The sequence below is a fragment of the Oleiagrimonas soli genome (assembly GCF_000761445.1).
Lineage (GTDB): Bacteria > Pseudomonadota > Gammaproteobacteria > Xanthomonadales > Rhodanobacteraceae > Oleiagrimonas > Oleiagrimonas soli.
Window position 1 is genome coordinate 1,073,967 of sequence record NZ_KN196470.1, and the last position, 24,716, is coordinate 1,098,682.

General features: G+C 67.5%; 10 protein-coding genes. 8 read left to right on the forward strand and 2 right to left on the reverse strand.

Translation table 11 applies throughout. The annotated features are described in order from the left end of the window. Positions 1-276 precede the first annotated feature (276 nt). The 4 genes from wecB to LF63_RS04655 are packed head-to-tail and all read left to right on the forward strand — an operon-like array spanning position 277 to position 7,520. On the forward strand, positions 277-1,395 hold the full coding sequence (wecB, locus tag LF63_RS04640; protein ID WP_043099957.1) for a non-hydrolyzing UDP-N-acetylglucosamine 2-epimerase: 1,119 nt from the start codon (positions 277-279) through the stop codon (positions 1,393-1,395). A gap of 19 nt (positions 1,396-1,414) precedes the next feature. Further along, positions 1,415-3,640, forward strand: a complete 2,226-nt coding sequence (nfrB, locus tag LF63_RS04645) for a cyclic di-3',5'-guanylate-activated glycosyltransferase NfrB (protein WP_043099959.1) — start codon at positions 1,415-1,417, stop codon at positions 3,638-3,640. A gap of 2 nt (positions 3,641-3,642) precedes the next feature. Continuing rightward, positions 3,643-6,561: an NfrA family protein gene (locus LF63_RS04650; protein ID WP_152569246.1), complete on the forward strand. Its 2,919-nt coding sequence runs from the start codon at positions 3,643-3,645 to the stop codon at positions 6,559-6,561. Further along, positions 6,558-7,520, forward strand: coding sequence for a DUF4434 domain-containing protein (locus LF63_RS04655; RefSeq protein WP_052394694.1), 963 nt, complete (start codon positions 6,558-6,560; stop codon positions 7,518-7,520). The genes LF63_RS04650 and LF63_RS04655 overlap by 4 nt, the downstream gene beginning before the upstream one ends. A gap of 1 nt (position 7,521) precedes the next feature. Here the strand turns inward: LF63_RS04655 and murU are convergent, their stop codons facing one another. Next, entirely contained in the window at positions 7,522-8,223 is a 702-nt protein-coding gene (gene murU, locus LF63_RS04660; protein ID WP_043099964.1) for an N-acetylmuramate alpha-1-phosphate uridylyltransferase MurU, read from the reverse strand. A 1-nt stretch (position 8,224) separates the two neighbouring features. Next, complete coding sequence (locus LF63_RS04665; protein WP_043099965.1) at positions 8,225-9,265, reverse strand: aminoglycoside phosphotransferase family protein; 1,041 nt, start codon at positions 9,263-9,265, stop codon at positions 8,225-8,227. A gap of 123 nt (positions 9,266-9,388) precedes the next feature. On the opposite strand from LF63_RS04665, the gene LF63_RS04670 reads away from it, so the two are divergent. From LF63_RS04670 to LF63_RS16450, 4 genes are all read left to right on the forward strand, one after another. After that, on the forward strand, positions 9,389-10,666 hold the full coding sequence (locus tag LF63_RS04670) for a nucleotide sugar dehydrogenase (RefSeq protein ID WP_043099966.1): 1,278 nt from the start codon (positions 9,389-9,391) through the stop codon (positions 10,664-10,666). 31 nt (positions 10,667-10,697) lie between these two features. After that, positions 10,698-12,110, forward strand: coding sequence for a mannose-1-phosphate guanylyltransferase/mannose-6-phosphate isomerase (locus LF63_RS04675; protein WP_043099967.1), 1,413 nt, complete (start codon positions 10,698-10,700; stop codon positions 12,108-12,110). 334 nt (positions 12,111-12,444) lie between these two features. Beyond that, the gene (locus tag LF63_RS04680; RefSeq protein ID WP_161782324.1) at positions 12,445-14,094 is read left to right on the forward strand and encodes a ShlB/FhaC/HecB family hemolysin secretion/activation protein; all 1,650 of its coding nucleotides are present in this window, start codon (positions 12,445-12,447) and stop codon (positions 14,092-14,094) included. Positions 14,095-14,312: 218 nt separating this feature from the next. Further along, positions 14,313-23,857, forward strand: a 9,545-nt coding sequence (locus LF63_RS16450) for a hemagglutinin repeat-containing protein (RefSeq protein WP_425477058.1), incomplete at its 3' end; no start/stop codon positions are given. Positions 23,858-24,716: the final 859 nt, after the last annotated feature.

A 24,716-nucleotide genomic window follows, 5' to 3' on the forward strand; every position in this document is an offset into this window, starting at 1 on the left:
CCGCAAGCGGAACTTCGTGACGAAAGAGTCTGCGCCAGAAAACCCGTCTTGGCTTTACCCCCGTTGGATATAGAACGATTCGACAGGCGAAATGTCGCGTCGATCCACGGATACTCAATGCCCCTTCGAACGATTCGGAGGTTCCGAGCGAAGTCGGTGTCTCGTGCCACGGCATGGTCCGTATCCAAGCCAGCGAAGGAGTCGCCGGAAGGCCGTGAAAGCGAGTTGACCGGGACGTCATGGGGGGAACGATCACCTCATGAGGAGGCAAAGGCCATGCATGACATTCTGATGATTTCGGGAACGCGGCCGGAGGTGATCAAGCTCGCGCCGCTGTACCACGCGCTGCGGGCGACATCCTGGGCGCGACCGTGCTGGTTGCATACCGGCCAGCACGACGCGATGGCGCGGCAGATGCACGAGTGCTTCGATATCCTGCCGGACGTCGCGCTGATGCGCGGCGGCGAAAGTCTGGCCGAATTCAGCGCCCGCTGTCGCCTGCAACTGGACGCCATCCTGGCCTCGCGCAACTGGTCGTTGACGGTGGTGCAAGGCGATACCGAGAGCACCTATCTCGGCGCGGTGACCTCGTTCTACCAGCGTGTGCCGGTTGCCCATGTCGAGGCCGGCCTGCGTACGGGAAACCTGCAGCGTCCGTTCCCCGAGGAAGGGCTGCGGCAGATGATCAGCCGCATCACGCGGTTCCACTTCGCGCCGACCGACCGTGCCGCCGCCGCGCTGCACGACGAGGGCATCGACGCATCGCAGGTCACGGTCACCGGCAACACGGTGATCGACGCGCAGCAGTGGGTGGTCAAGCATCGCCGCATCCGCCGTAGCGTGAAGGGGCGCGGACATCTGCTGGTGACCGCGCACCGCCGCGAGAACTGGGGCAGCGACATGGAAGCCATCTGCCGCGCGGTGGCGGACGTGGCGCGTCGGCATCCGGATCTGCCGGTGCTGTTTCCGGTGCACCTCAACCCGGTGGTGCAGCGGCCGGTGCACGGCATCCTCGGCGGCCTCGACAATGTCCTGCTGACGCCGCCGATGGACTACCTGCAGATGCAGCAGGCGCTGATCGACGCCTGGCTGGTGCTGACCGATTCCGGCGGTCTGCAGGAGGAAGCGCCGACCTTCGGCGTGCCGGTGCTGGTACTGCGCAACGAGACCGAACGGCCGGAAGCCATCGAGCGCGGCTGCGCCAGTCTGGCCGGCACGCAGAGCGAGCGCATCGCGGCGCAGGTCGAGGCCTTGTGGAACGACCGCGACGCCTACCTGCGCATGTGTCACGCCGGCAATCCGTTCGGCGACGGCAACGCCTGCAGTCATATCGAGCGGGTCCTGCGCCACGCGCTGGGCACGGCGGACGCCGCGTCGATGGCGACGGTGGCATGAGCGATCGGGGAGATGCGTCATGTCGCTGGTGGATGTCTTCTCGACCTACCTGTTCGGTCTGAGTCTGGTCGTGATCGTGGTCGCGCTGCTGATGCTGATCAGCGGCCTCGACGATCTGTTCATCGACCTCGTGTACTGGGTGCGGCGCGGCTGGCGTTCGCTGACGGTGTACCGGCGCTCTGAGCGCATGGCCTATCAAGCGTTGCTCGCGCCGGCGGAGAAACCGCTGGCGATCATGGTGCCGGCCTGGCAGGAGACCGGCGTGATCGGACACATGGCCGAGCTGGCCGCGACCACGCTGGACTACGAGAATTACCACATCTTCGTCGGCACCTATCCGAACGACGAGGATACGCAGCGTGACGTCGATGCCGTCTGCGCGCGTTTTCCCAACGTGCACAAGGTGGTGTGCGCGCGTCCCGGTCCGACCAGCAAGGCGGACTGCCTGAACAACGTGCTGGATGCGATCCTGCGTTTCGAGTCGCAGGCCCGAATCGCCTTCGCCGGCTTCATTTTGCACGACGCCGAGGACGTGCTGTCGGCGATGGAGTTGCGCCTGTTCAACTACCTGGTCGAGCGCAAGGACCTGATCCAGGTGCCGGTGTATCCGTTCGAGCGGCAGTGGGCGAACTTCACCAGTCTGCACTACCTCGACGAGTTCGCCGAGCTGCACGGCAAGGACGTGCCGGTGCGCGAGGCGCTGGCCGGACAGGTGCCCAGCGCCGGCGTCGGTACCTGCTTCAGCCGGCGCGCGGTGCTGGCGCTGATCGAGGAGGGCAACGGCATCGCCTTCGACGTGCAGAGCCTGACCGAGGACTACGACATCGGTCTGCGCCTGAAACAGCGCGGCATGCAGGAGATCTTCGCGCGCTTTCCCGTGTTCGACATGAACGGCTCGCAGGGCAAGGTGCGGCATTTCGGCGACAGCCGTCGCGAGTCCAACGTGATCTGCGTGCGCGAGTATTTCCCGGACCGGCTGTCGACCGCGGTGCGGCAGAAGTCGCGCTGGATCATCGGCATCGTCTACCAGGGCTACCGGACCCACGGCTGGACCGGCAAGCCGATCCTCGACTATTTCCTGTGGCGCGACCGCAAGGGCGCGCTCAACAACTTCGTCAGCTTCGCGGCGATGCTGATCCTGCTGCAGCTGGCGATCCTGTGGCTGGTACAGGCGCTATGGACGGATTCGCCGAAGTTCCTGTCGATCTTCACGGGCGGTTGGTGGTTCCACGCGCTGCTGCTGGCGAACCTGCTGCTGATGGCCAACCGCATGCTGCAGCGGGTGATCTTCGTGTCCGGATATTACGGACTGGCGCAGGGGCTGCTGTCGGTGCCGCGCCTGCTGTGGGGCAATCTCATCAATTTCCTCGCCAACTGTCGCGCGATCGCGCAGATCATCCAGTGTGGCGACCCGCGGCGCGTTGCGTGGGACAAGACCACGCACGATTTTCCCAGTCTTGGCGACGGTCGGCGCGGGCTGCAGGCGCTGGAGGACGTGCTGGTCGCGCAGGGGGCGTTGAGCCAAGCGCAGTTGCAGCACGCCACGCATCACCGCATCGACGGCCTGCATCTGTGCAGTTCGCTGATCCACGCCGGTTTGCTGCGTCCCGAACAACTGGCGCGGCCGATGGCCGAGCAGATTGGCGTGCCTTGCGAGTCGGTCGACGCGCATGCCATCGACGAGGCGATCATCGCGCGGGTACCGGCGCACATCGCGCTGCATTACGCGGTGCTGCCGTTGCGCGTCGAGGGCAAGGCTCTGGTGCTGGCCAGCGAGTCCTACATCGACCCGGTGTCGCTGGCGGCGCTGGCGCGCAAACTCGGTGGTCCGGTCCGCTACGTGCTGGCGCACAAGGGGCAGGTGACGGTCGGGCTGCGTCACTGGCACGCGCATGCGGGCGATGCGGCGGCGGTGCAGACGCTCGACCAGGCCGTGCGTTCGGGGCGCCTGCGCCGCGAACAGGCGAACGCCCTTTGGGAGCGCTACGTGTCGCGTCAGGTCATGCTCGGCGAAGTGTTGGTGGCGCGGGGCTGCCTGGACGAGATCGTGCTGCGCGCGATGCTGCTCAACCACGCGCGCAGCGCGCAGCGACTCGGCGATTTTCTGGTCGAGCAGGGCGTCATCGATGGCGACACGTTGCAGCATGCGCTGGCCGTGCAGGACGCTCTGCAGCCGCAGATCGAGGATCTGATCGACGATGTCTGCGCGCCACCGTTGGCGCAGGCGGCGGGGGCGAGAGGATGATCGTGCGGCGTACCCTCTGCATCGCCGTGCTGCTCACGCTGGCAGCGGGCGGCGCGCAGGCTCAGCAGACCCCCGCGGCGTCGGCGTCGACCTCGACGCGTTACGACGACGTCAGCGCCTACCGCCGCTTCCTGATCTATCCGCATCAGCAGCGCGCGCACGAGGCCATGCAGCGTGGCGACGCGGCGCGCGCCATGTCCGAATTCGAGCAGGCGCGCGGTCTGGCGCCGCGCAGCGTCGGCACGGCGCTGGATCTGGCCACGGCGTATCAACGTTTCGGCGAAGCGCAGCGCGCGCGTGGCGTGCTGGTCGAGCAGCTGCTGGCGACACCGGCCGATCCGCGGCTGCTGGCGGCGCTGCAGGCGCTGGACCTCGCCACGGCAAAGGTCGACTGCGCGCGTCACGATTCTCCGGTGTGTCGCGCCCAGCGCGGTTTCGAGGCCCTGCGCAGCGGCGAGCTTCAGCGTGCCGAACATGAGCTGGAGGACGAGACGTTCGCGAACGCCCCGGAAGGGTTGTCGCTGCGCCGCTCGCTGGCGCAGCGAGCCATCCATGTCGGCGACATGCCGCTGGCGGCGCGTCAGTTCGAGGCGCTGGAACGGCAGGGCGCGCTCAGCCGTGCCGAAGGCGAGCAGTGGTTCAACGTGCTGCTGGTGCTGGATCGACCGCAGCGTGCGCAGGCGCTGCAGGAACGCGGCGGTCTGGATGCGGCGGCGCAGCGTCTGGCGCTGGCGCAGTTGCTGGCGCGGCGCGGCGACTGGAACGTGCTGGCCGGCTACCTGCGTTCGAGCCCGCCGAGGTTCGAGGACGAAACGCAGGAGAAAGCATGGATCTACCTGCTGCAGCGGGTAGTGCGCCTGCAACCGTCGCTGCTGCGCGAGTATCGTCCGCGCACGCCGGCCGGGCGTCGTCTGCATGCGGGTCTGGTGCTGCCGCAGGCGATGCACGACGCGCAGTGGCCGTTGGCGGAGAGCCTGTTGCAGCGCTTGCCGCAAAATGGTTTTCGCGAGCAACGCTTCGAGGTCGCCCTGCAGCGAGCCCGCCATGACGAGGCGCTGATGCATGCGCGGGCGACGCGCGATGCGCCGGGTGGCGCGGCTTCGCTGGACGTGTCCAGCTACCGACTGCTCGAAGCCGGCGCCGAGGCGCAGGCGGCGACGTTGCTGATGGAGTCCTATCCGTTCGCCGGGACGGCCGATCCCGACCCGCTGTTCGCGCGTCTGGCCGTGCTGGCGGCCTCGCATCCCGAGGCGTTCGGCGTGTCCGAGCGTGTTCGTCTGCGCACGCCGTTGCAGGATGCGCAGCGACACGCGGGTCAACTGCGCGTGTGGGTGGCGCTGCACGATTGCGAGGGACTGCGCGCCGCGATGGGTGGCCTCGATGGCGAGGCGCCGGCGATGGCGTGGCGCGCACTGGCGGACTGCTATCGCGCCACACAGCCCGGCCTCGCGCAGCACGCCTACGCACAGGCGCATCGTTTGCAGGGCGATGCCGACAGCGCACGGGCGCTGGCGTACCAGGCCTTCGCCGCACAGGACATGGCGACGGCGATGTCGGTCTGGCGCGCCCTGCCGCCGGAGCAACTGCGCGACGAGGATCTGCTGGCGGCGGCGACCACCGCCCTGGAAGCCGGACATCGCGAGGAAGCGCGGACCTGGTTGCAGGCTTACGCGGCGCGCGAAGGCGCGGTCGATGCGGTCAACGATCGCTACTGGTGGCTGGTGGCGCGTGCCGAACCCGAGACTTCGTCGGTGGCCGTCGACGCGCTGCGCAAGGCGATCGCGATCCGCCCGGATGCCGCGTACTACGTGGCTCTGGCCGATGTGCAGGAGCGTCGCGGCGAAGACGAAGCCGCATTGCGCGCCCTGCTGCAGGCGCAGGCGATGACGCCGCAGGATGCCGTGCTGGCGCGGCGCATCGGCTACGCGCATCTGCAGCGCGGCGCGGTCGGTCCGGCCATCGAGCAGTTCGAGCGGGCGCGTGCGTCGATGCCCGGCGACGACACGCTGATCCGTCAGTTGATGTATCTCAATCAGGCGCGCGGCGATCGGATGGCGGCACGGCACTACGCGGCGCTGGCCATTGATCGTTTCGATGCCGAGCAGAGCGATGCGCAGGACATCGCACAGTCGCAGCAGCGCTTCGCCCTGCGTCGCCTGCACGAAGACCTGGGTCGGCGCTGGAGTGTCGATGCCGATCTGATCCTCGGCGACACCACGAGTTCGGCCGCCAACCCGATTGCGCCGGGTGTGTCCTACCGCAGCTATTTCCAGGCCGAAGCGCAGTACCGGCTCGACGATGCGTGGCGCAACGAGCGTGCGGGCGGGCTGTCGGCGTATGCGCGCGTCTTCGCCGGCAGCGGACGCAGCGGCGACGTGTGGCCCACGCATGCGCCGATGCTCGGCGTCGGCCTGCACTGGAAACCGTGGCGCGCGCACAACGCGGTGCTGTCGCTGGAACAACAGGCGCCGCTCGACAACCATCCGGATACGCGCGGCGACACGATGGCGCGCTTCAGCTACTCGACGGCGTTCCGCGACCGCTACAACCAGGACTGGCGGCCGGCCACGCGCTGGTGGGCCACGCAGAACCTGTACCTGGATCTGGCGCATTACCTGCGCAGCTCGCAGACCGCGGTGACGGCCGATTACCGCGTCAGTCTGCATCGTCGCCTCGCCGCCGGTCAGACCCTGGAACCCTACGCGCATGCGCAGTTCAACGGACTGGATCGCGCACATGGCGCCGGCTTCGGGCGTGACGTGCGCGTGGGCGTGGGCGTGCGCTGGAACGTCTGGTACGGCGAAAGCCGCTACGACGCCTATCGGCACCGCTTCAGCATCGGCGTCGAAGTGCAGCATGCGTTCACCAGCTACCTGCCGGAACGCAACGCGGTGTACCTGACCGTGGGGAAACACTGGTGATCCGCCGCGGCGCGCTCGGTTTGCTCCTGATCCTGGCGTGCGCGCTGCATGCGCCGGCCTGGTCCGCGCCGAAGGTGCTGTTCTACCAGCCGCAGAGCGCGGACGCGGCCGTGCCCGAGGCCGACTGGCCGCCATTGTTCCGACGCGTGCGCGCGCTCGGCTTCGACACGCTGGCGGTGCAGTGGGTGGCCTACGGCGACGCCTTCACCGAGGCCCGCGAGCGGGCCTGGCTGGAAGCGCGTCTGCGGCAGGCGCAGGCCGCCGGACTGCAATTGATCGTCGGACTGGGCGCCGATCCCGCGTTCTTCACCCGGCAGCAGGTTGCCGCGGCGCAGTTGGAACCGTATCTGCGCACGCTGGCCCGCACCGACCGCGCGCTGGCCCGAAGCTGGCTGCAGCGATTGCCGCCCGAGGCCGTGACGGCCTGGTACCTGCCGCTGGAAGTGGATGACCTGCGCTGGCGCGACCGTGCCGCACGCGCCGTGCTGCTGAAGCATCTGCGCGAGGAAGTGCGCAGCCTGCGGCAGGTGCGCGACGTGCCCGTCTACCTCAGCACGTTTTTCGCCGGGCACATGGCGCCGGGCGCCTACGCCGAACTGTTGCGCGAACTCGGTCGGACCGGCGTGCGGGTGTGGGTGCAGGACGGCTCCGGCACCGGACGGCTGACGTCGAACGAGCGCGCACTGTATCTGCGGCCCTTGCAGCAATGCGACGCGCGTCTTGCGCATGGCGTGGTGTACGAGCTGTTCGAGCAGACCGGCGACGACGAGCGCTTCGCCGCGCGCCCGCTGTCCGGCGAGGCCGCGCGCACCGCGCTGACGCAGCGGGCGCCGTGCGCGGGCGACAATGTGTACTTCGAGATGCGCTATCTGCCGGGCATGCAGGCGATCCGCGAGGCCGACCGCAAGGCCGCCGGGTACGCGCCGACGCCGCACGGCGATTGGGCGGACGGTTCCTGATTCAGCCCCGCAGGCTGGCGTCGAGTTCGCGCAGGCGTTCCGGCGTGCCCACGTCGGTCCAGCGTCCGGCGTGGTGCTGGCCGTCGATGCGGCCTTCGCGCATGGCCGCGCGCAGCAGCGGGGCGAGTGCGAAACGCGGCGGTTGCATCGTCGCGCCGTCGCGCTCGCCGATGACCTGCCGCCAGCCGTCGAGCAGCTGCGGACGGTAGACGCCGATGCCGGCGAAGGTCAGGCGCGGTTCGCCGTCGTCGTGCAGCGTGTGTTCGGCGTCGAGACGGAAATCGCCTTGCGGGTGATGCACCGGGTTGTCGACCAGCAGCAGATGCGCGAGGTCGCGCGGCGCGTCCGGCAACCGGGCGAAGTCGAAGTCGGTCCAGACGTCGCCGTTGACCACCAGGAACGGCGCGTCGCCCAGTCGGGGCAGGGCGTGCAGTATGCCGCCGCCAGTCTCCAGCGGCGCGTCACCCTCGTGCGCGTAGTGGATGCGCAGGTTCCAGCGCGCGCCGTCGCCCAGCGTCTGCGGGAACAGCGCGCCGAGGTGGGCCGTGTTGATCACCACCTCGCGTACGCCGCGCGCGGCGAGCTTTTCCAGATGCCAGACGATCAGCGGCTTGCCGCCGACGCACAGCAGCGGCTTCGGCGTGCGGTCGGTGAGCGGACGCATGCGCGTGCCCAGACCGGCGGCGAAGATCAGCGCGCGCATGTCAGTCGGTCGGCCCGGCGGTGGTTTCGTCGCGCGGCTGGGTCAGGTCGCGGTCGCTGACGGCGCGGCGCAGCAGCTCGGCGAAGTCGTGCAGTTCGGCATGACGCCCGGCGACATCGAGCACGTAGTCGAGCACGCGCGGCAGGTCGCGCAGATAACCGTGCTTGCCGTCGCGGTAGTGCAGACGACAGAAGATGCCCAGCACCTTCACGTGGCGCTGCAGGCCGATCAGGTCGAACCAGCGCAGGAAGCGCGTGGCATCGACCTCGGCGGACAGCGTGCCGGCGGCGCGCAGTCGCGCGCGGTAGCTTTCGGTCCAGGCTTCGACCCGCTCGCGGTCCCAGGCGATGTAGCAGTCGCGCAGCAGCGAGGCCAGGTCGTAGGTCAGCGGTCCGGCCAGCGCGCCCTGGAAGTCGATGATGCCGGGGCCGTTGTCGTCGACGACCAGCAGGTTGCGGCTGTGGAAGTCGCGGTGCACGAACACCTTCGGCTGCGCCAGCGCGCTGACGGCCATGCGCCGGAACGCCAGCTCCAGCACGTCCCACTGGCCGCAGTCCGGCGTCAGGCCGAGGTGGCGTTCGAGAAACCAGGTCGGCAGCAGTTCCATCTCGCGGACCAGGAACGCCTCGTCGTAGGGAGGCAGCGCGTCCGTATCGAGTCGGGTCTGCATGCGCGCCAGCGCGTCCATCGCCTCGCCGTAGAGAGCGTCGACATTGCCCTCGTCGAGCACGTCCAGGTAGTGCGTGGAGCCGAGGTCGCCCATCAGCACGAAACCTTGCGCGACGTCGGCCGCCAACACTTCGGGAGCGTGCAGACCGGCCGCGCGCAGACGCTCGCCGATGGCCAGCCAGGGCGCGATGTCCTCCTGGTCCGGCGGCGCGTCCATCACGATCAGACTGCGCCCGCCGCTGTGCGCGCGGTAATAGCTGCGGAAGCTGGCGTCGGCCGAGGCGATCTCCAGCGTGGCGCCGGCATCGTCCAGCCTCTGCCGCGTCCAGCGGAGGCATTGGCGGCTGCGTTCGGTGTCGGGAAGAGCGGACATGGGGCTTCGCGCGGCGGAAACGGTCCCGAGAATAGCGGTTCGCGCCGATGCTGCCGATAGCCGCGACAGGTTCGAGCGGCCCGCGCTTCGTGTACTCTTGCCACTTTCGCGAGGGGGTTCAGCATGCAACTGCCTGAAAAGCCACGTATCGCCGTCGTTGGTCTGGGCTATGTCGGCCTGCCGCTGGCGATCGAATTCGGTCGCGGGGACGAGGTGCTGGGATTCGACATCCATGCGCCCCGGGTCGAGGAGCTGCGCAGCGGACACGACCACACGCTGGAAGTCGACGCCGAGGAACTGCAGGCGGCCAAGGGGCTGCGCTACAGCGCCGACCGCGAGGACCTGCGCAGTTGCAACGTGTTCATCGTCACCGTGCCCACGCCCATCGACGAGGCTCAGCGCCCGGACCTCACGCCGCTGCGCGAGGCCAGCGCGATGCTCGGTGCGGTGCTCAAGGTCGGCGACGTGGTGATCTACGAATCCACGGTGTATCCAGGTACGACCGAGGAGGTCTGCGTGCCGATCCTGGAGCAGGTGTCCGGGTTGCGCTTCAACGAGGATTTCGCCTGCGGTTACAGCCCGGAACGCATCAATCCGGGCGACCGCGAGCGTCGCGTCGGCGACATCCGCAAGATCACTTCTGGCTCCACGCCCGAGGTCGCCGCCTTCGTCGACGAGCTGTATCAGCGCATCATCCACGCCGGCACGCACCGCGCCGAATCGATCCGCGTGGCCGAGGCGGCCAAGGTGATCGAGAACGTGCAGCGTGACGTCAACATCGCGCTGGTGAACGAGCTGGCGATGTTGTTTCATCGTCTGGACATCGACACGCAGCAGGTGCTGGCGGCGGCGGGCACGAAGTGGAACTTCCTGCCGTTCCGTCCCGGTCTGGTCGGCGGCCACTGCATCGGCGTGGACCCGTATTACCTGACCTACCGCGCGCAGATCAGCGGCTACCATCCGGACCTGATCCTGGCTGCGCGCCGCATCAACAGCGGCATGGGTCGCTACGTCGCCAACCGCGTGATCCGCCTGCTGTCGCGCCGTCGCATGCACGTGGTCGACGCGCGCATTCTGGTGCTGGGCCTGACCTTCAAGGAAAACTGCCCGGACTTGCGCAACACGCGCGTAGTGGACCTGATCCACGAGCTGGAAGACGCGCACGCCAACGTCGACGTGTACGACCCCTGGGCCGAACCGGACGAGGCGCGCACCGAGTGCGGCATTGCGCCGGTGGCCGAACCGCAGGCGGGGGTCTACGATGCGGTAATCCTGGCCGTGGCGCACCGCCAGTTCGCCGAACTGGGCGCGCAGGGCGTGCGCGCGTTCGGCAAGCCGGGCGCCGTGCTGTATGACGTCAAGGGCCTGTTCCCGATCGAGGATGTCGACGGGCGGCTCTGATCGCACTCACGAACGGAACGTAGTACTACGCATGAATGACCTGATCCCTGTCCTGCTGTCCGGTGGTTCCGGCACACGCCTGTGGCCGCTGTCGCGCGAGGGCTATCCGAAGCAGTTCCTCGCGCTGGCCGGCGAGCACTCCATGCTGCAGGCCACCTGGCTGCGCGTGGCGTCGCTGGTGCGCGAAGGCGCGCCGTTGGTGGTGACCAACGAGAACCACCGTTTCATGGTCGCCGAACAGCTGCGTCAGGTCGGCTGCACGCCGTCGGCGATCGTGCTGGAGCCGGTCGCGCGCAACACCGCGCCGGCCATCGCCGCGGCCGCGCTGCAGGCCACGCGCGAGGGCGCCGATCCGCTGCTGCTGGTGCTTCCGTCCGACCACGTGATCGCCGACGAAGACGCCTTCCGCGCGGCCGTGCAGGCCGCCGCGCCGCGCGCGTCGGAAGGCGCGCTGATCACCTTCGGCATCGTGCCGACCGCGCCGGAGACCGGTTACGGCTACATCAAGGCCGCGCCGGGCGAAGGCGTGCGCTCGGTCGAGCGCTTCGTCGAGAAGCCGGACGCGGACACGGCCGAAGCCTATCTGGCTTCCGGCGCCTATTTCTGGAACAGCGGCATGTTCCTGTTCCGTGCCTCGCGCTATCTGCACGAACTGGAAAAGCACCAGCCGGACATGCTGGCGGCCTGCCGCGAAGCCTTCGACAAGGCTTCCCGGGACAGCGATTTCCTGCGCCTGGACCAGGCTGCCTTCGAGGCCTGTCCATCCGACTCCATCGACTACGCGGTGATGGAGAAGACCGAAGCCGCCGAAGTGTTGCCCATCGAAGCCGGCTGGAACGACGTCGGTTCCTGGGCGGCGCTGTGGGAGGTGGCCGCGCAGGACGGCGACGGCAACGCGCACCACGGCGACGTGATGGCGATCGACTGCCGCAACAGCTACGCCTGGAGCGAGCGCCGTCTGGTGGCGATGATCGGCCTCGACGACACCGTGGTGGTCGACACCGACGACGCCCTGCTGGTCGCGCATCGCGATCGCGTGCAGGAGGTCAAGCAGATCGTCGAGCGCCTGAAGGGCGATGCGCGCAGCGAGGCGGTGCTGCATCGCAAGGTGTATCGGCCGTGGGGTTCCTACGATTCGGTGGACATGGCCGAACGCTTCCAGGTCAAGCGCATCACCGTGAAGCCGGGCGCGGCGCTGAGCTTGCAAATGCATCACCATCGCGCCGAGCACTGGATCGTGGTCAGCGGCACCGCACGCGTCACGCGCGGAGACGATGTGTTCATTCTCGGCGAGAACGAGTCGACCTTCATTCCCGTCGGCACCAAGCACCGTCTGGAGAATCCCGGGCGGGTGCCGCTGGAGCTGATCGAGGTGCAGTCCGGCAGTTACCTGGGCGAGGACGACATCGTGCGTTTCGAGGATATCTACGGTCGCTCGAACTGAAGCGCACTCCCGTTGGCCGCGCGATCCGGATCGGGCCTCGCGTGGTTCTTCAGACGAGAAACGTCCCTGCAAGCCTGCTCTTGTAGGGTCATTCCGACAGCCATTCGCGACGCGCGCCTACCTGCGAGCCATTCATATTTCAGGTTTTCATGATCGCGTTACATAGGGCTTATCGTATAAAATAGTCCACGGAATCGCCGCGCACGAGGCGCGGCTCACAAAAACGGATTGAACGGCAGGAGCCATGCAGTACACAGGGGGCTCGGCTTCGGAGCGTTGCGGGCGCAGCCGCACGAAGTCCATGTATGCGTATTTCGGTATCGCATGCGCCTTGATGGGCGCGTGCGCTTTCGTGCGCCCGGCGCACGCGCAACAGGTCGCGCAGCCGCAGCAGCAGGAACAACGTCAGCGCGATCAGCGCGAGGCGCAGCAGCGTGAGCAGCAACGCGCCGCGCCGGATGTTCGTCTGCAGACGGCTCGCCATACCGACTACCACCGGCTCGATCTGCCGCGGGAAACGCCGTGTTTCACGCTGCATCGCCTGACTCTGACGGGACCGCGCGTGGCCGCGTTCCCCTGGCTAGCACGCTATCTGGACCGCTACGCAGGTCGCTGCGTCGGGCAGCAGGGGCTGGAGCGCATCATGCATCGGGCGTCGGACCTGATCCTGGCGCGTGGCTACGTGACCACGCGCCTGCTGGTGCCGCAGCAGGATCTGTCTCGCGGCGAGCTGCGCCTGCTGCTGGTGCCCGGCACGGTCGGCCGCATTCGTTTCGCCAAGGGGTCGGTGCACGCCGACTGGCGCAGCGCTTTCCCGTTGCGCCCGGGCGATCTGCTCAACCTGCGCGCCATCGAGCAGGGACTCGAACAGATGAAGCGGGTGCCTTCGCAGGATGTGCGCATCGATATCGCGCCCGGCGATCGGCCCGGCGTGTCCGATTTGGTGCTGAACGTCCGGCGCACGCATCGCGTGCGCGTCGGTTTCAACTACGACGACGCCGGTTCGGAAGCGACCGGGAGACAGCAGGGCGGCGTGCAGCTGGCCGTCGATCAGCCGCTGGGCATCAACGACCTCTTCAGCATGGGCGTCGGCTACTACGTGGGCAGCAACGCGTGGCGCAAGGGCACGCGCAATAACCACTTCCGCTACAGCGTGCCGTGGGGCGACTGGACCTTCGCCTTCGATTCCTCCGGCTACGGCTATCACCAGCAAATCGAGGGTGCGCAGCAGACCTTCGAAAGCACCGGGCGCTCGCGCACCCAGGCGCTCTCCGCGACGCGCATGGTGTTCCGCGATGCATCCAGCCGCACGTCGTTGCGGTTGACGCTCAGCAGCCGCGAAGCGCACAGCAGCATCGAAGGTGTGGAGATCGAGGTCCAGCGGCGGCATACGCGCGGGGTGGAACTGGCGATCCTGCAACGGCGCTATCTCGGTCGCGCCCAACTCGATCTCAGCCTTGCGCAGCATCGCGGCGTGCCGTGGTTCGGCGGGCAGCGCGATGCGCCGGGCCTGCCGCACGGGGCGCCGACGTTCCACACCGTCATCGACACCTTCGACGCCAGCCTCAGCCTGCCGTTCACGTGGGGCAACCGGCCCTGGCTGTGGTCCAGCACGCTGCATGCGCAGTACAGCGGCGACCGCTTGTACGCCGAAGATTTCATCACCATCGGCGGACGCTACACCGTGCGCGGATTCGATGGCGAACAGACGCTCGGCGCCGAGCGTGGCTACTTCTGGCGCAACAGCCTGACGCTGCCGCTGGGGCGTAGCGGCATCAGTCTCTACGGTGGCGTCGATGTCGGTCAGGTCGGCGGACCGAGCGCGCTGCGCGGCGGGCACGCGCTGAGCGGCGCCTTCATCGGCACCCGTGGCGGCCGTTACGGATTCAGTTGGGACTTTTTCGCCGGCTGGGCGCTGCTTGCGCCGAGCGGTTTCTCCACGCGCACGCCGGCGGCCGGCATGCAGGTGGTCTACCAGTACTAGAACGACAGCGACCGGGAACAGCGGTCGCCAACGACAAGGGGCGGTTCGGAAGGCCGCCCGGCGATGTCGCGACAGGGGGCTGTTCGCGGCCATGCGTCCCGAGGGACGCCAGGAGATACACGATGAAGGCCAGTACGCAGATGCAATCGTTCTCGAATCCGACCACGCCGTCGTTGCAGCGCGCCCGGCGTCGGGCATCGCGTGCACTCGGCGTGGCGATGCTGGTCTGGGCGATCGGGTGGCCGGCAGCCGTCCAGGCGCAAGTCACGCCGGTGGCGCATGACGGCAAGACGGCGCAGGTCGTGCAGGCGCCGAACGGCACGCCGGTGGTCAACATCGTCGCGCCGAACGCCAAGGGCGTGTCGCACAACACCTACGATCAGCTCGACGTCGATTCGCGTGGTCTGATCTTCAACAACAGCGCGCAGATCTCCAACACGAAGCTGGCCGGTTACATCTATGGCAACAGCCAACTCGGCAGCAGCGGCTCCGCAAGCATCATCCTCAACGAGGTCACCTCGACCAAGGCCAGCCAGCTCAACGGCTACATGGAAGTTGCGGGTCCCGCGGCCGAACTCATCATCGCCAATCCCAACGGCATCAGCTGCAACGGCTGCGGCTTCATCAATACGCCGCGCGGCGTGCTCACCACCGGCACCCCGGTGTTCGGCGGCGACGGCAGTCTGGCGGCGTTCCGTGTGGTGCGCGGCGGCATCCACATCGGCGGCAGCGGACTGGATGCCAGCGGCATCGATCGCGTCGACCTGCTCGCTCGCACCATCGACCTCAACGCCAAGCTCTGGGCGAAGCGTCTGAACGTGGTGGCCGGCGCCAACCGGATCGCCTATGGCGACCTGTCCACCCAGCGCATCGACGGCGAGGGCGACGCGCCCGGCGTCGGCATCGACGTCGCCGCTCTCGGCGGCATGTATGCCAATGTGATTCACCTGGTCGGCACCGAGACGGGCGTCGGCGTGAACAGCGAGGGCGAGATCGCCGCGCAGAATGGCGATTTCACGTTGACCAACGCTGGCGAGATCGTGCTGGACGGTTCCACCACGGCGACCGGAACGCTGCAGATCACGACGCCACAGCAGGTGCAGTCCGCCGGCGTGCTGGCGGCGCATGTACTGGCGGTGCAGGCAAGCGCCCTCGATCTAAGCGGCACCGTGTACAGCGATAGCGCCTTGAGCCTGCGGGCGGACGGTGCCATCCGCAATCATGGTCAGATCCAGTCGGCCGGCGGCAGCCTCAGCCTGCACGCAGGCGGGGATGTGAGCCAGGATGTGGGCGCGTCGATGGCCTCCGGCGGTGCCATCGAACTGCACGCGGGCAGTGTGCGCAACGTCGGCGCGATCGAAGCTGGGCAGACATTGTCGGTGACCTCGGCCGGCGCAGTCGCCAACAGCGGTGTGCTGCAGGCGGACCATGGTGCACTCGGCTTGACGGCGGCCAGTCTCGACAACCGCGGCCAACTGCTCGCCAACGGCGATATCGCGCTGCAGGCAACGGACACGCTTTCCAGCACCGGCAAGGTCGTATCCGGCGGCCGTGCGCAGCTTCAGGCGGGCGGTGCGCTGGTGACCGATGGCACCGTGCAGGCAGCACAGTCGCTGATGCTGCAGGGACTCAGTCTGCAGAGCGGCGGCGCGTTGTACGCGCTCGGCGGCGATCTCGATATCGATGTCACGGGCGATTGGAGCCATCTCTCGGCTGGCGACGCGTACGCCTCCGGTCAGGTGCTTGCCACGACGGCGAGCTTGAGCAACGCAGGCCACATCGAAGCCGGTGCCGGCAGTGCATTGCATGTCGGTGGTCTGTTCGACAACCAGGGCCAGATCCAGACGGACCAGGGCGCGTTGTCCGTGCAGGCCGAAAGCATCGGCAACGCGGGAGCGCTCAGTGCGCAGGGCTCACTGGCCCTGCAGACCGATCGCCATCTGGTCAATGACGGCGTCATCGTCGGTGCGCAGGATGTCGCAGTCGACGCCGGTACCTTCGACAACCTTGGCCAGGTGCAGAGTGGCACGCAGCTGCATGTCCAGGCGGACACGCTGCACAACCAGGGCGTGTTGCACGCCAAGGGCGATGCCTGGCTCGGCGGTACCGACCTCATCAATGACGCGCAGGCCAAGATGCTGGCCGACGGCGCACTGACGCTGGCCGATGCCGGACAGATCGAGAACGCCGGCACGCTGCAGGCCGGAACCGATTTGACCCTGACGCAAGCCGGGACGCTCGACAATGCGTCGGGCGCGTTGCTGTATGCCGGCCATGATCTCGACCTGCACCTGACGCAGGCCTTGAACAACGACGGTACGTTGCAGGCCGGTCGCACACAGACCATCCACGCGGGTTCGCTGACGAACGCCGGCACCCTAACCAGTCTGGGTTCGCTGTCGCTGACCACGCAGGGCGATGCCTCCTCGCAGGGTGCCATCGAAGCGCAGCAGGACGCGCAACTGCAGGTGGGCGGCACACTCGACAACCAGGGACACCTCTACGCCATCGATGGCGATCTCGCGCTGGTCGTGGCCGGCGCGTTGCAGGCCGGCGCGACCAGCGATCTGTATGCCGGCGGGAGTGCGCAGGTATCGGCTGACGCCATCGCGCAGTCCGGGCAGCTCGAAGCGCGCGGCAAGGTCGCCTTGACGGTCGCGCAGGCATTGAACAACGACGGCACGATCCAGTCCGACCAGGGCGATCTGCAGTTGGATGCCGCTGCGCTCGGCAACAGCGGCACGCTCAGTGCCGCGCAGGCCGTCACACTGACGATCGCCAATACGCTGCAGACCGGTGGCGTAGTGGTCAGCGGTGCCGGCATGCAGCTCAACGCTGCCACGCTGCAGAACCAGGGGCAGATGCAGAGCGGCGCCTCGCTGGGCCTGCAGGTCGACACGCTCGACAATCAGGGGTCGATCAAGGCGGGCGATGCGCTAGCCGTGGTCGCCAATGATGTCGACAACGCGCAAGGTGCGCAGCTTGTCGCCGCCGGCGATCTGGACATGCGCGGCAACGGCCACGCGCACAGCGACGGTGTCATCCAGTCCGGTGGCGCGTTGTCTGTGCAGAACGCAGGTGATGTGTACATCGGGGCCGACGGCGTCATCTACGCCGCGCAGCAGGCGCAGGTGACGGTGGGCGGTCTGCTGCAGCATGCCGGCAGCATCTACGGTGCACTCGGCCTGGTTGTGGATGCGGGTTCGCTGGACAATGCCGGTGTGCTGCGCAGCGCAGGCGCACTTCGTGCCACGGTGGCAGGCGACGCCAGCAATACCGGCACCACCTACGCCGGCGGCACGCTCGACTGGACGGTCGGTGGCCTGCTGGACAACGCCGGCGTGCTGGCCGCGCAGGGCGACGTCGACGCGCAGGCGGCGCGCACGCAAGGCAACGGCACGTGGGCGGCAGGCCTCGCCAGCGACGGCAGTCTCGGCGCCAATGGACAACTCACCGTGACGGCGAGCCAGTCGCTGGCCGCCGGCGGCAGTCTTCTGGCGGGTGGCGATCTCGACTTCAGCGGGTCGAGCCTGGATCTGTCCGGCGCGCAGGCCCGCGCTGGCGGCGATCTGACGCTGGTCGCGACCAGCGGCGACATCGTCACGCGCAGCGCCCGGCTTCAGGCGAACGGTAGCGCCGATCTCACGGCGAGCGGTTCATGGATCAACGGCGGTAGCGCGGTCAGCGACGGCGGTCAGATGAGCGCGGACGTTCTCGGGCTGCATGTGTCGGGCGTCGACAATCGCCACGGCACGCTGCTGCAGAGCGGCACGGGCGATCTCGATCTTCGATTCGCCGGCGCCTTCGACAACGCCTACGGAACGCTGGCCACGAACGCCGCGAACCTGAGCGTGCACGCGGCATCCATCGACAATAGCCAGGGCCAGCTGCAGCACGCAGGTACCGGACTGTTCACGCTGACCAGCGATGGCGCGCTAGTCAATCAGGCCGGAACCATCGCCGGCAACGGCGCGCTGCAGTTGCAGGCGAACGGCAGCGTGGACAATCGAGCCGGTACGATCGAGGCGGCTGATGCAGTGCAGCTGCAGGGCGACAATCTCGACAACGCAGGTGGCAGCGTTGTCGCACGGCAACTCGACGTCTCCGCCGGTCACGACATCGACAACAGCGCGGGAACCCTGCAGGCGCAGCAGGGCGCGACGATCCAGTCCGCAACGCTGGAGAATGCCGGCGGATTCATCAAGGCGGTCGGTACGCAGTCACTGACCGTGACCGTCGACGGCCTGCTGAACGGCGGTACTGGCGGTTTCATCGGCAGCAACGGATCGGTGACGGTGCACGCCGGGGCCTGGACGAATGCCGGCCAGGTCTACGCCGGCGACATGCTCGCGGCGGTGGTGCAGGGAGCGTTGAACAACGCCTCGGGCGCGCTGCAGGCACAGGGTTCGGTGAACCTGCAGGTGGCCGGCGCGCTCGGCAATCACGCGGGCCGCATCGAATCGGGTGCGGCGCAGAGCGGCGCCAGCCTCTCGGTGCATGCCGTCAGTCTCGACAACAGCGGTGGCCGCCTCGCCAATGCCGGGCAGGGCGCAACGACGATTGCGATCCAGCAGAATGTCGACAATCGCGGCGGCACGCTGGGCGGTCAGGGCGTGGTCGATCTCTCGGCCGGGCAGCTCGACAACCGGCAATCCGGTCGTCTGGTGTCCGCCAGCGATCTCACGTTTAAGCTCGCCGGCATCAACAACAGTGGCGGTACGGTCTATGCCGCACACGACATCGACTGGACTCATGCCGGTGCGGGCTTGACCAACACCAGCGGACAGTTCGGCGCCGCCGGCACGCTGGCGTTGAGCATCGGCAACGTCAGCAACGCTGGCGGCGATCTCGATGCCGGCCAGGACCTGAACCTGCATCTGAGTGCGCTCAGCGGCGACGGTCGCGTAGTGGCCGGTCGCGATCTTCTGCTCGACTTGCCCGGCAGCTACGTCAACGGCCAGGGCAACGCGCTCAAGGCTAACCGCAACCTGACGCTGAATGTCGGCGGCACCTTCACCAACTCGCAGAATGCGCATCTGCAGGCGGTCGGTACACTGGCGGTGCACGCAGCCACGATCGACAACGCGGCAGGCGCCGTCATCGACAGCGTCGACACCACCCTCGTCGCCACGCAGACGCTGAACAACGCCGGTCGCGTGGAAGGCGACAGCGTGAATCTCACGGCCAATTACCTGCTCAACACGGGCACGCTGATCGGCGGGCAGATCACCGCGCATGCTCAGCGTCTCGACAATGGTGCGGACCTGGGCACGGCGACCGGCAATGCGGCCTATCAGAGCGCATTGATCGCCGCGACCGACAGCATCGCGCTGTATGTGTCAGGCACCCTGCTCAATCGTGACGCCACCATTTTCACCACCGGCGATCTAACCCTCGCCGCCGATGCGGCTTTGGGCCGGAGCGCGGCGATCATCAACCGTTCCGGCGACATCGAAGCCGACGGCGACATCCAGGTCGCGGCTCAGCAACTGACCAATGAGCGCCGCGTGGTCAACACCACGACGCACGTGCTCACTTCCACCGAACAGGCGAGCAATACCACCACCAGCTCGACCACGTTCGACTGGACCACCGATCCCATCGCCGTGGCCTGGTGTGCGCAGTACGCCACCATGAGCACGAATGGTCACGCGTTGCGTTGCGGCCCGATGGGCTATTACGGCGACTCCGGCCACAAGACGCTGACGGAGACCGTCCAGTCCGTACAGCGGCTGGTCGACGCCAGTGCGTCCAGTCGCCTGTTGGCCGGACGCGATATCCGCATCGGCGGTTCGGTGCTCAACGATGCCTCGACCATCGCCGCAGGCCGAAACCTGTTCATCAACGGCGCCAACGGTGCCGGCGGCGGCGGAAGCGTGGGCGGCGAGACCGTGCAGAACATCGCGTGGGCGCCGTCGGCACAGGTGCGCAGCGAGACCGTGTACGCCGTGGACGGCGACTACAAGGGCAGCCGCTGGTATTCCAATCGCGAGTCCGGACAGCCACCAATCCAGTATCGACCGACCGAGGTCAGCACCTCGACCGTGGCGCTGGATCCTTCCGGCAACAACGGCTGGATTCAGATCGCACCGGGTGCAGGTCTTTCCGCCAGCATGACGGCGGGGCAGACCGTCTCGATCCAGGCGCACACCATCAACAACACCGTGGTCAACGCCGATGGACAGCCCGTGCATGGCGCCATCGGCCTCGGTGCGAACACCGGCGGCAGCACGATCACCGGCGGCGCATCCGGCAGTGTGGGTTCGGTCGGTGGCGGTTCGGTCGGCGCGGGCAAGGTTTCGCTGGGCCAGGCGGCAGGGGCTTCGGCGGGGGGCGGCGATGTCGCTGTCGCTGCAGGTCGTACCGGCGTGAGCGGTTCGCAGGCTTCCGCGGATCAGGCCGGGAACGGGCAGGTTCTGCCGCCGCAGTCGATATTGGCCCTGGGCGGATCCGACGCGCATCTGCAATTGCCGCAATCGGGCCTATACAGCATCGACCGTAATCCGAACAGCAGTTACCTGATCGAAACCGATCCGCGCTTCGCCGACTACAGCCAATTCATCAGCAGCGATTATCTGCTCGATCACCTAGGCCTGAGTCCGGCCGATGTCGGCAAGCGTCTGGGCGACGGCTTCTACGAGCAGCGTCAGGTACTCGATCAGATCACCGAGCTGACCGGACGTCGATTCCTTTCCGGTGACACGGATGCGCTTGCGCAATACCGCGACTTGATGGATGCGGGCATCCAGCAGGCCTCGTCGTTCGACCTCACCGTAGGCGTGGCTCTGACGGCCGAGCAGATGGCCAGTCTGACCGAGGACATGGTGTGGTTGGTCAGCGAGGACGTCGACGGACAGCAGGTCCTGGTGCCCGTGGTCTACCTGAGTGCGGCGCACGCCAAGGCCATGACGCAGGGCGGCGCGCAGATCGCCGGCACCAACGTCGAATTGAATGCCGATGGCGAAATCCAGAACAACGGCAGCATCCAGGCCAGTCAGAACGCGGTCCTGCATGCGGGCAATCTGCTCAACAGCGGCAGCATCGACGCCGGCGGCGATCTGGGCATCACCTCCGCGCAGAACATCCTCAACGGCGGCAGCATCCACGCCGGCGGCAATGTCAGCCTGGTGGCTGGCAACGACATACGCAGCGGTCTGCAGGCCGCTTCGGTGCTGGGTATCGCGAACCTGAGCGGACTTTCGATGCCGGTATCGGCGACAGACCTCTCCGCGTCGCTGCCGGGTGCGATCAGCGCCGGCGGCAACCTGTTCGTCAGTGCCGGGCGCGATCTCAGCCTGAGCAGCACGGCGGTGAGCGCCGGTCAGGATCTGCAGCTGTCGGCGGCGCGTGACCTCAACGTCACAGCAGCGCATCTCAGCGCGGGCCACGACATCGGTCTTCTGGCCGGGCGCGACATCGATCTCGGCGCCATGGCGCATCAGGGCGGCGACAGCCACGGCATGCAGATGGTGACCCATCTCACGCACGATGTGGCTCAATTGCAGGCAGGACATGACGTCACGGTCATCGCCGGCCGCGACGTCAACTCCCAGGGGGCACAGGTCACGGCCGGCGGTGTAGCGGCCGTCGGCGCCGGCCGTGACCTGAACCTGCAGGCGGTGACCGACACCACGATCCAGGGCAGCGGGCAGGAACACGGACATCATTCCAGCACGCAGAGCCGCAGCGACGACACCCTGCGCGGCACCAGCCTAAGCGGTACCCAGGGCGTGGTACTGCAGGCCGGGCGCGATGCCAACCTGACGGCGACCAGCGCCTACAGCGAACAGGGCAACGTCAGCGTCTCGGCGACGCACGACGTGCATCTGAATGCCGGCGCCGAACAGCACACGACGGAGCAGTACAGCTACAGCCGCCACAACGGTGTCCTGTCCAGCTCCAGCACGACGACCCACGACGCCACGCAGGACAGCGTCGCCGTCGGCACCAGTCTCAGCGGCGTCAACGTCAGCGTCACGGCGGGTCACGATCTGACCACGCAGGGCGCGCAGATCGGTGCGGATCAGGCCGTGGTACTGGGCGCGGGACACAACGTGGAGCTGGGCGCGGCCACGGATACCCACGACGAGCAGCACGAACGCACGACCACCAAGCGCGGTGGCGGCATGGGCGTCCTGACCGGTACCTCGAAGGGCGACTTGTTCACGCGCCGCAGCAGCTCGCAGAGCGACAGCAGCGCGGATCGGACCGCCTACGGCACGGCGGTCAGCGGCGACAGCGTGAGCGTGGTCGCGGGCAACGACATCGACACGCAGGGTGCGCAGGTCGCCGCCACGCACGACGTGGTGATGGCTGCCGGTCACGATCTCAATATCGGCACCGCGACCAGCACCCACAGCGAGAGCCACAGCTTCAAGAACCGCACCACCGGCGCTCAGCGCAGCGGTCTGCACGGCATGTTCGGCATCTCCAAGGGCACGCAGAAAGCCAGCGAAACCGATGTCACGCCGACCGGTAGCCTGATTGGCAGCAGCGACGGCTCGGTCACGCTGACCGCGGGCCACGACGTGCATATCACCGGCAGCGACGTGCTTAGCCAGACCGGCACCGCCATCGTCGGCCAGAACGTCACCATCGATGCCGCGGTCGGCAGTGTCGACACGCACCAGTCGCAGTCGCAGCATACCGGCGGCATCATGGCGGGGCTTTCCGGCGGTGTCGTGGGACAGGCCGAGTCGGCCTACGCTTCCGGCAAGGCGGCGGGGCATACCGACAACAAGCGACTGAAGGCGCTGTACGCCGTACAAGCAGGGTATGCAGCGCACGATGCCTACAAAGGCGGTAGTCAGAGTGCCAAGCAGGGTAGTGCGACGGGTACGGGAACCAGCCTGCGCATCGGCATCGGCGCCAGCACCGTCAACAGTCACGCCGACAGCCATGACGACGTCGCCTACGGCAGCCATATCCAGAGCCAGGGCGACGTCACCATCGCCGCGACGAACGGTGACCTGAACGTCATCGGCAGCCAGGTGCACGGCCAGAACGTGAGCCTCTCGGCCAGCCACGATCTCAACCTGCTCAGTCAGGCCGAGCAGCACACGCAGAGCCAGTCGCAGGCGAACGCTGGTGGCGAAGTCGGCGTCAGCATCGGTCAGACCACCGGCATTTACGCCACAGTCAACGGCGGCAAGGGCCGCACCCACGGCAACGGCACGACGCACCTGGATACGCAGATTGGCGCCGATGACACGCTGAACCTGTTCGCCGGGAACGACGCCACCATCCAGGGCGCGCAGGCGACCGGCAACACGGTCCTGGCCGACATCGGTCACGATCTCCACATCGCCAGCGAGCAGGACACCAACGACTACGCCAGCAACAACTGGCAGGGTAGCGTGACCGTCGTCTACGGCTTCAGCGGCGGCGGAGCGGGCGTCAGTGGTTCAGCCAGCGCCGCGCAGACCGACTCGAAGTACAAGAGCGTCACCCAGACCAGCGGCATCGCCGCGGGCGACGGCGGCTACGACATCAGCGTCGGGCATCACACTGATCTGACCGGCGGCGTCATCGCCAGCACGGCCGATCCGTCCAGGAACCTGTTCTCCACCGGCAGCCTGAGCTACTCGGACCTGCAGAACGAAGCTGACTACAGCGCCTGGAGCGCTAGCGTCGGCGGCGGCTACGGCACGGGCAATGCCAGCGGTATGACGGGGTTCCAGCCAAGTGGCAGCATCCCGCAGGGCAAGAGCTCAAGCAGCGTCACCCACGCCGGCATCGCGCAAGGCACCGTCGATATCCGCGANCTACGACATCAGCGTCGGGCATCACACTGATCTGACCGGCGGCGTCATCGCCAGCACGGCCGATCCGTCCAGGAACCTGTTCTCCACCGGCAGCCTGAGCTACTCGGACCTGCAGAACGAAGCTGACTACAGCGCCTGGAGCGCTAGCGTCGGCGGCGGCTACGGCACGGGCAATGCCAGCGGTATGACGGGGTTCCAGCCAAGTGGCAGCATCCCGCAGGGCAAGAGCTCAAGCAGCGTCACCCACGCCGGCATCGCGCAAGGCACCGTCGATATCCGCGACAACCCCGGTCAGGACCTTTCGGGTCTGGACCGCAACCCGGACATCGACGCACAGGGCCTGAAGACCATCTTCGATGCGCAGAAGGTGGCCGAGAATCAGGAAGCGGGTCAGGTTGCGGGCTACGTCGGCATGCGCGCGGCAGGTGATATCGAGCGACATGAAGGCTGGACCACAGGAAGCAAGCAGGCGACAGCCACGCATGCAGTTGTCGGTGCGGCCGTGGCTGCAATGGGCGGTGGTAACGCCTTGCAGGGCGCCGTGGGTGCTGGCGCCAGCGAGGCGACGAGCGGTTATTTGCAGGATCAACTGAATGACGGCTCGATCGGTGCCGATAGTGCTGAGGGCAAGGCGCTGATGAGTCTGGCCAGCCTGGGCATCGGCGGAGCGGCAGGCGGCGGTGCGGGTGCAGTGACGGCACTGGACGGGGAACAGTACAACCGCCAGCTGCATCGGAGCAGTGATCCGAGCAAGGACGAGAAACATATCATCGATGATGTTTTGGCGAAGCAATATGCTGCCGAACATCCAGGGATGAGTGTGGAGTTAGCGGCAAAGATTCTTGAAGGTGCCGCAAT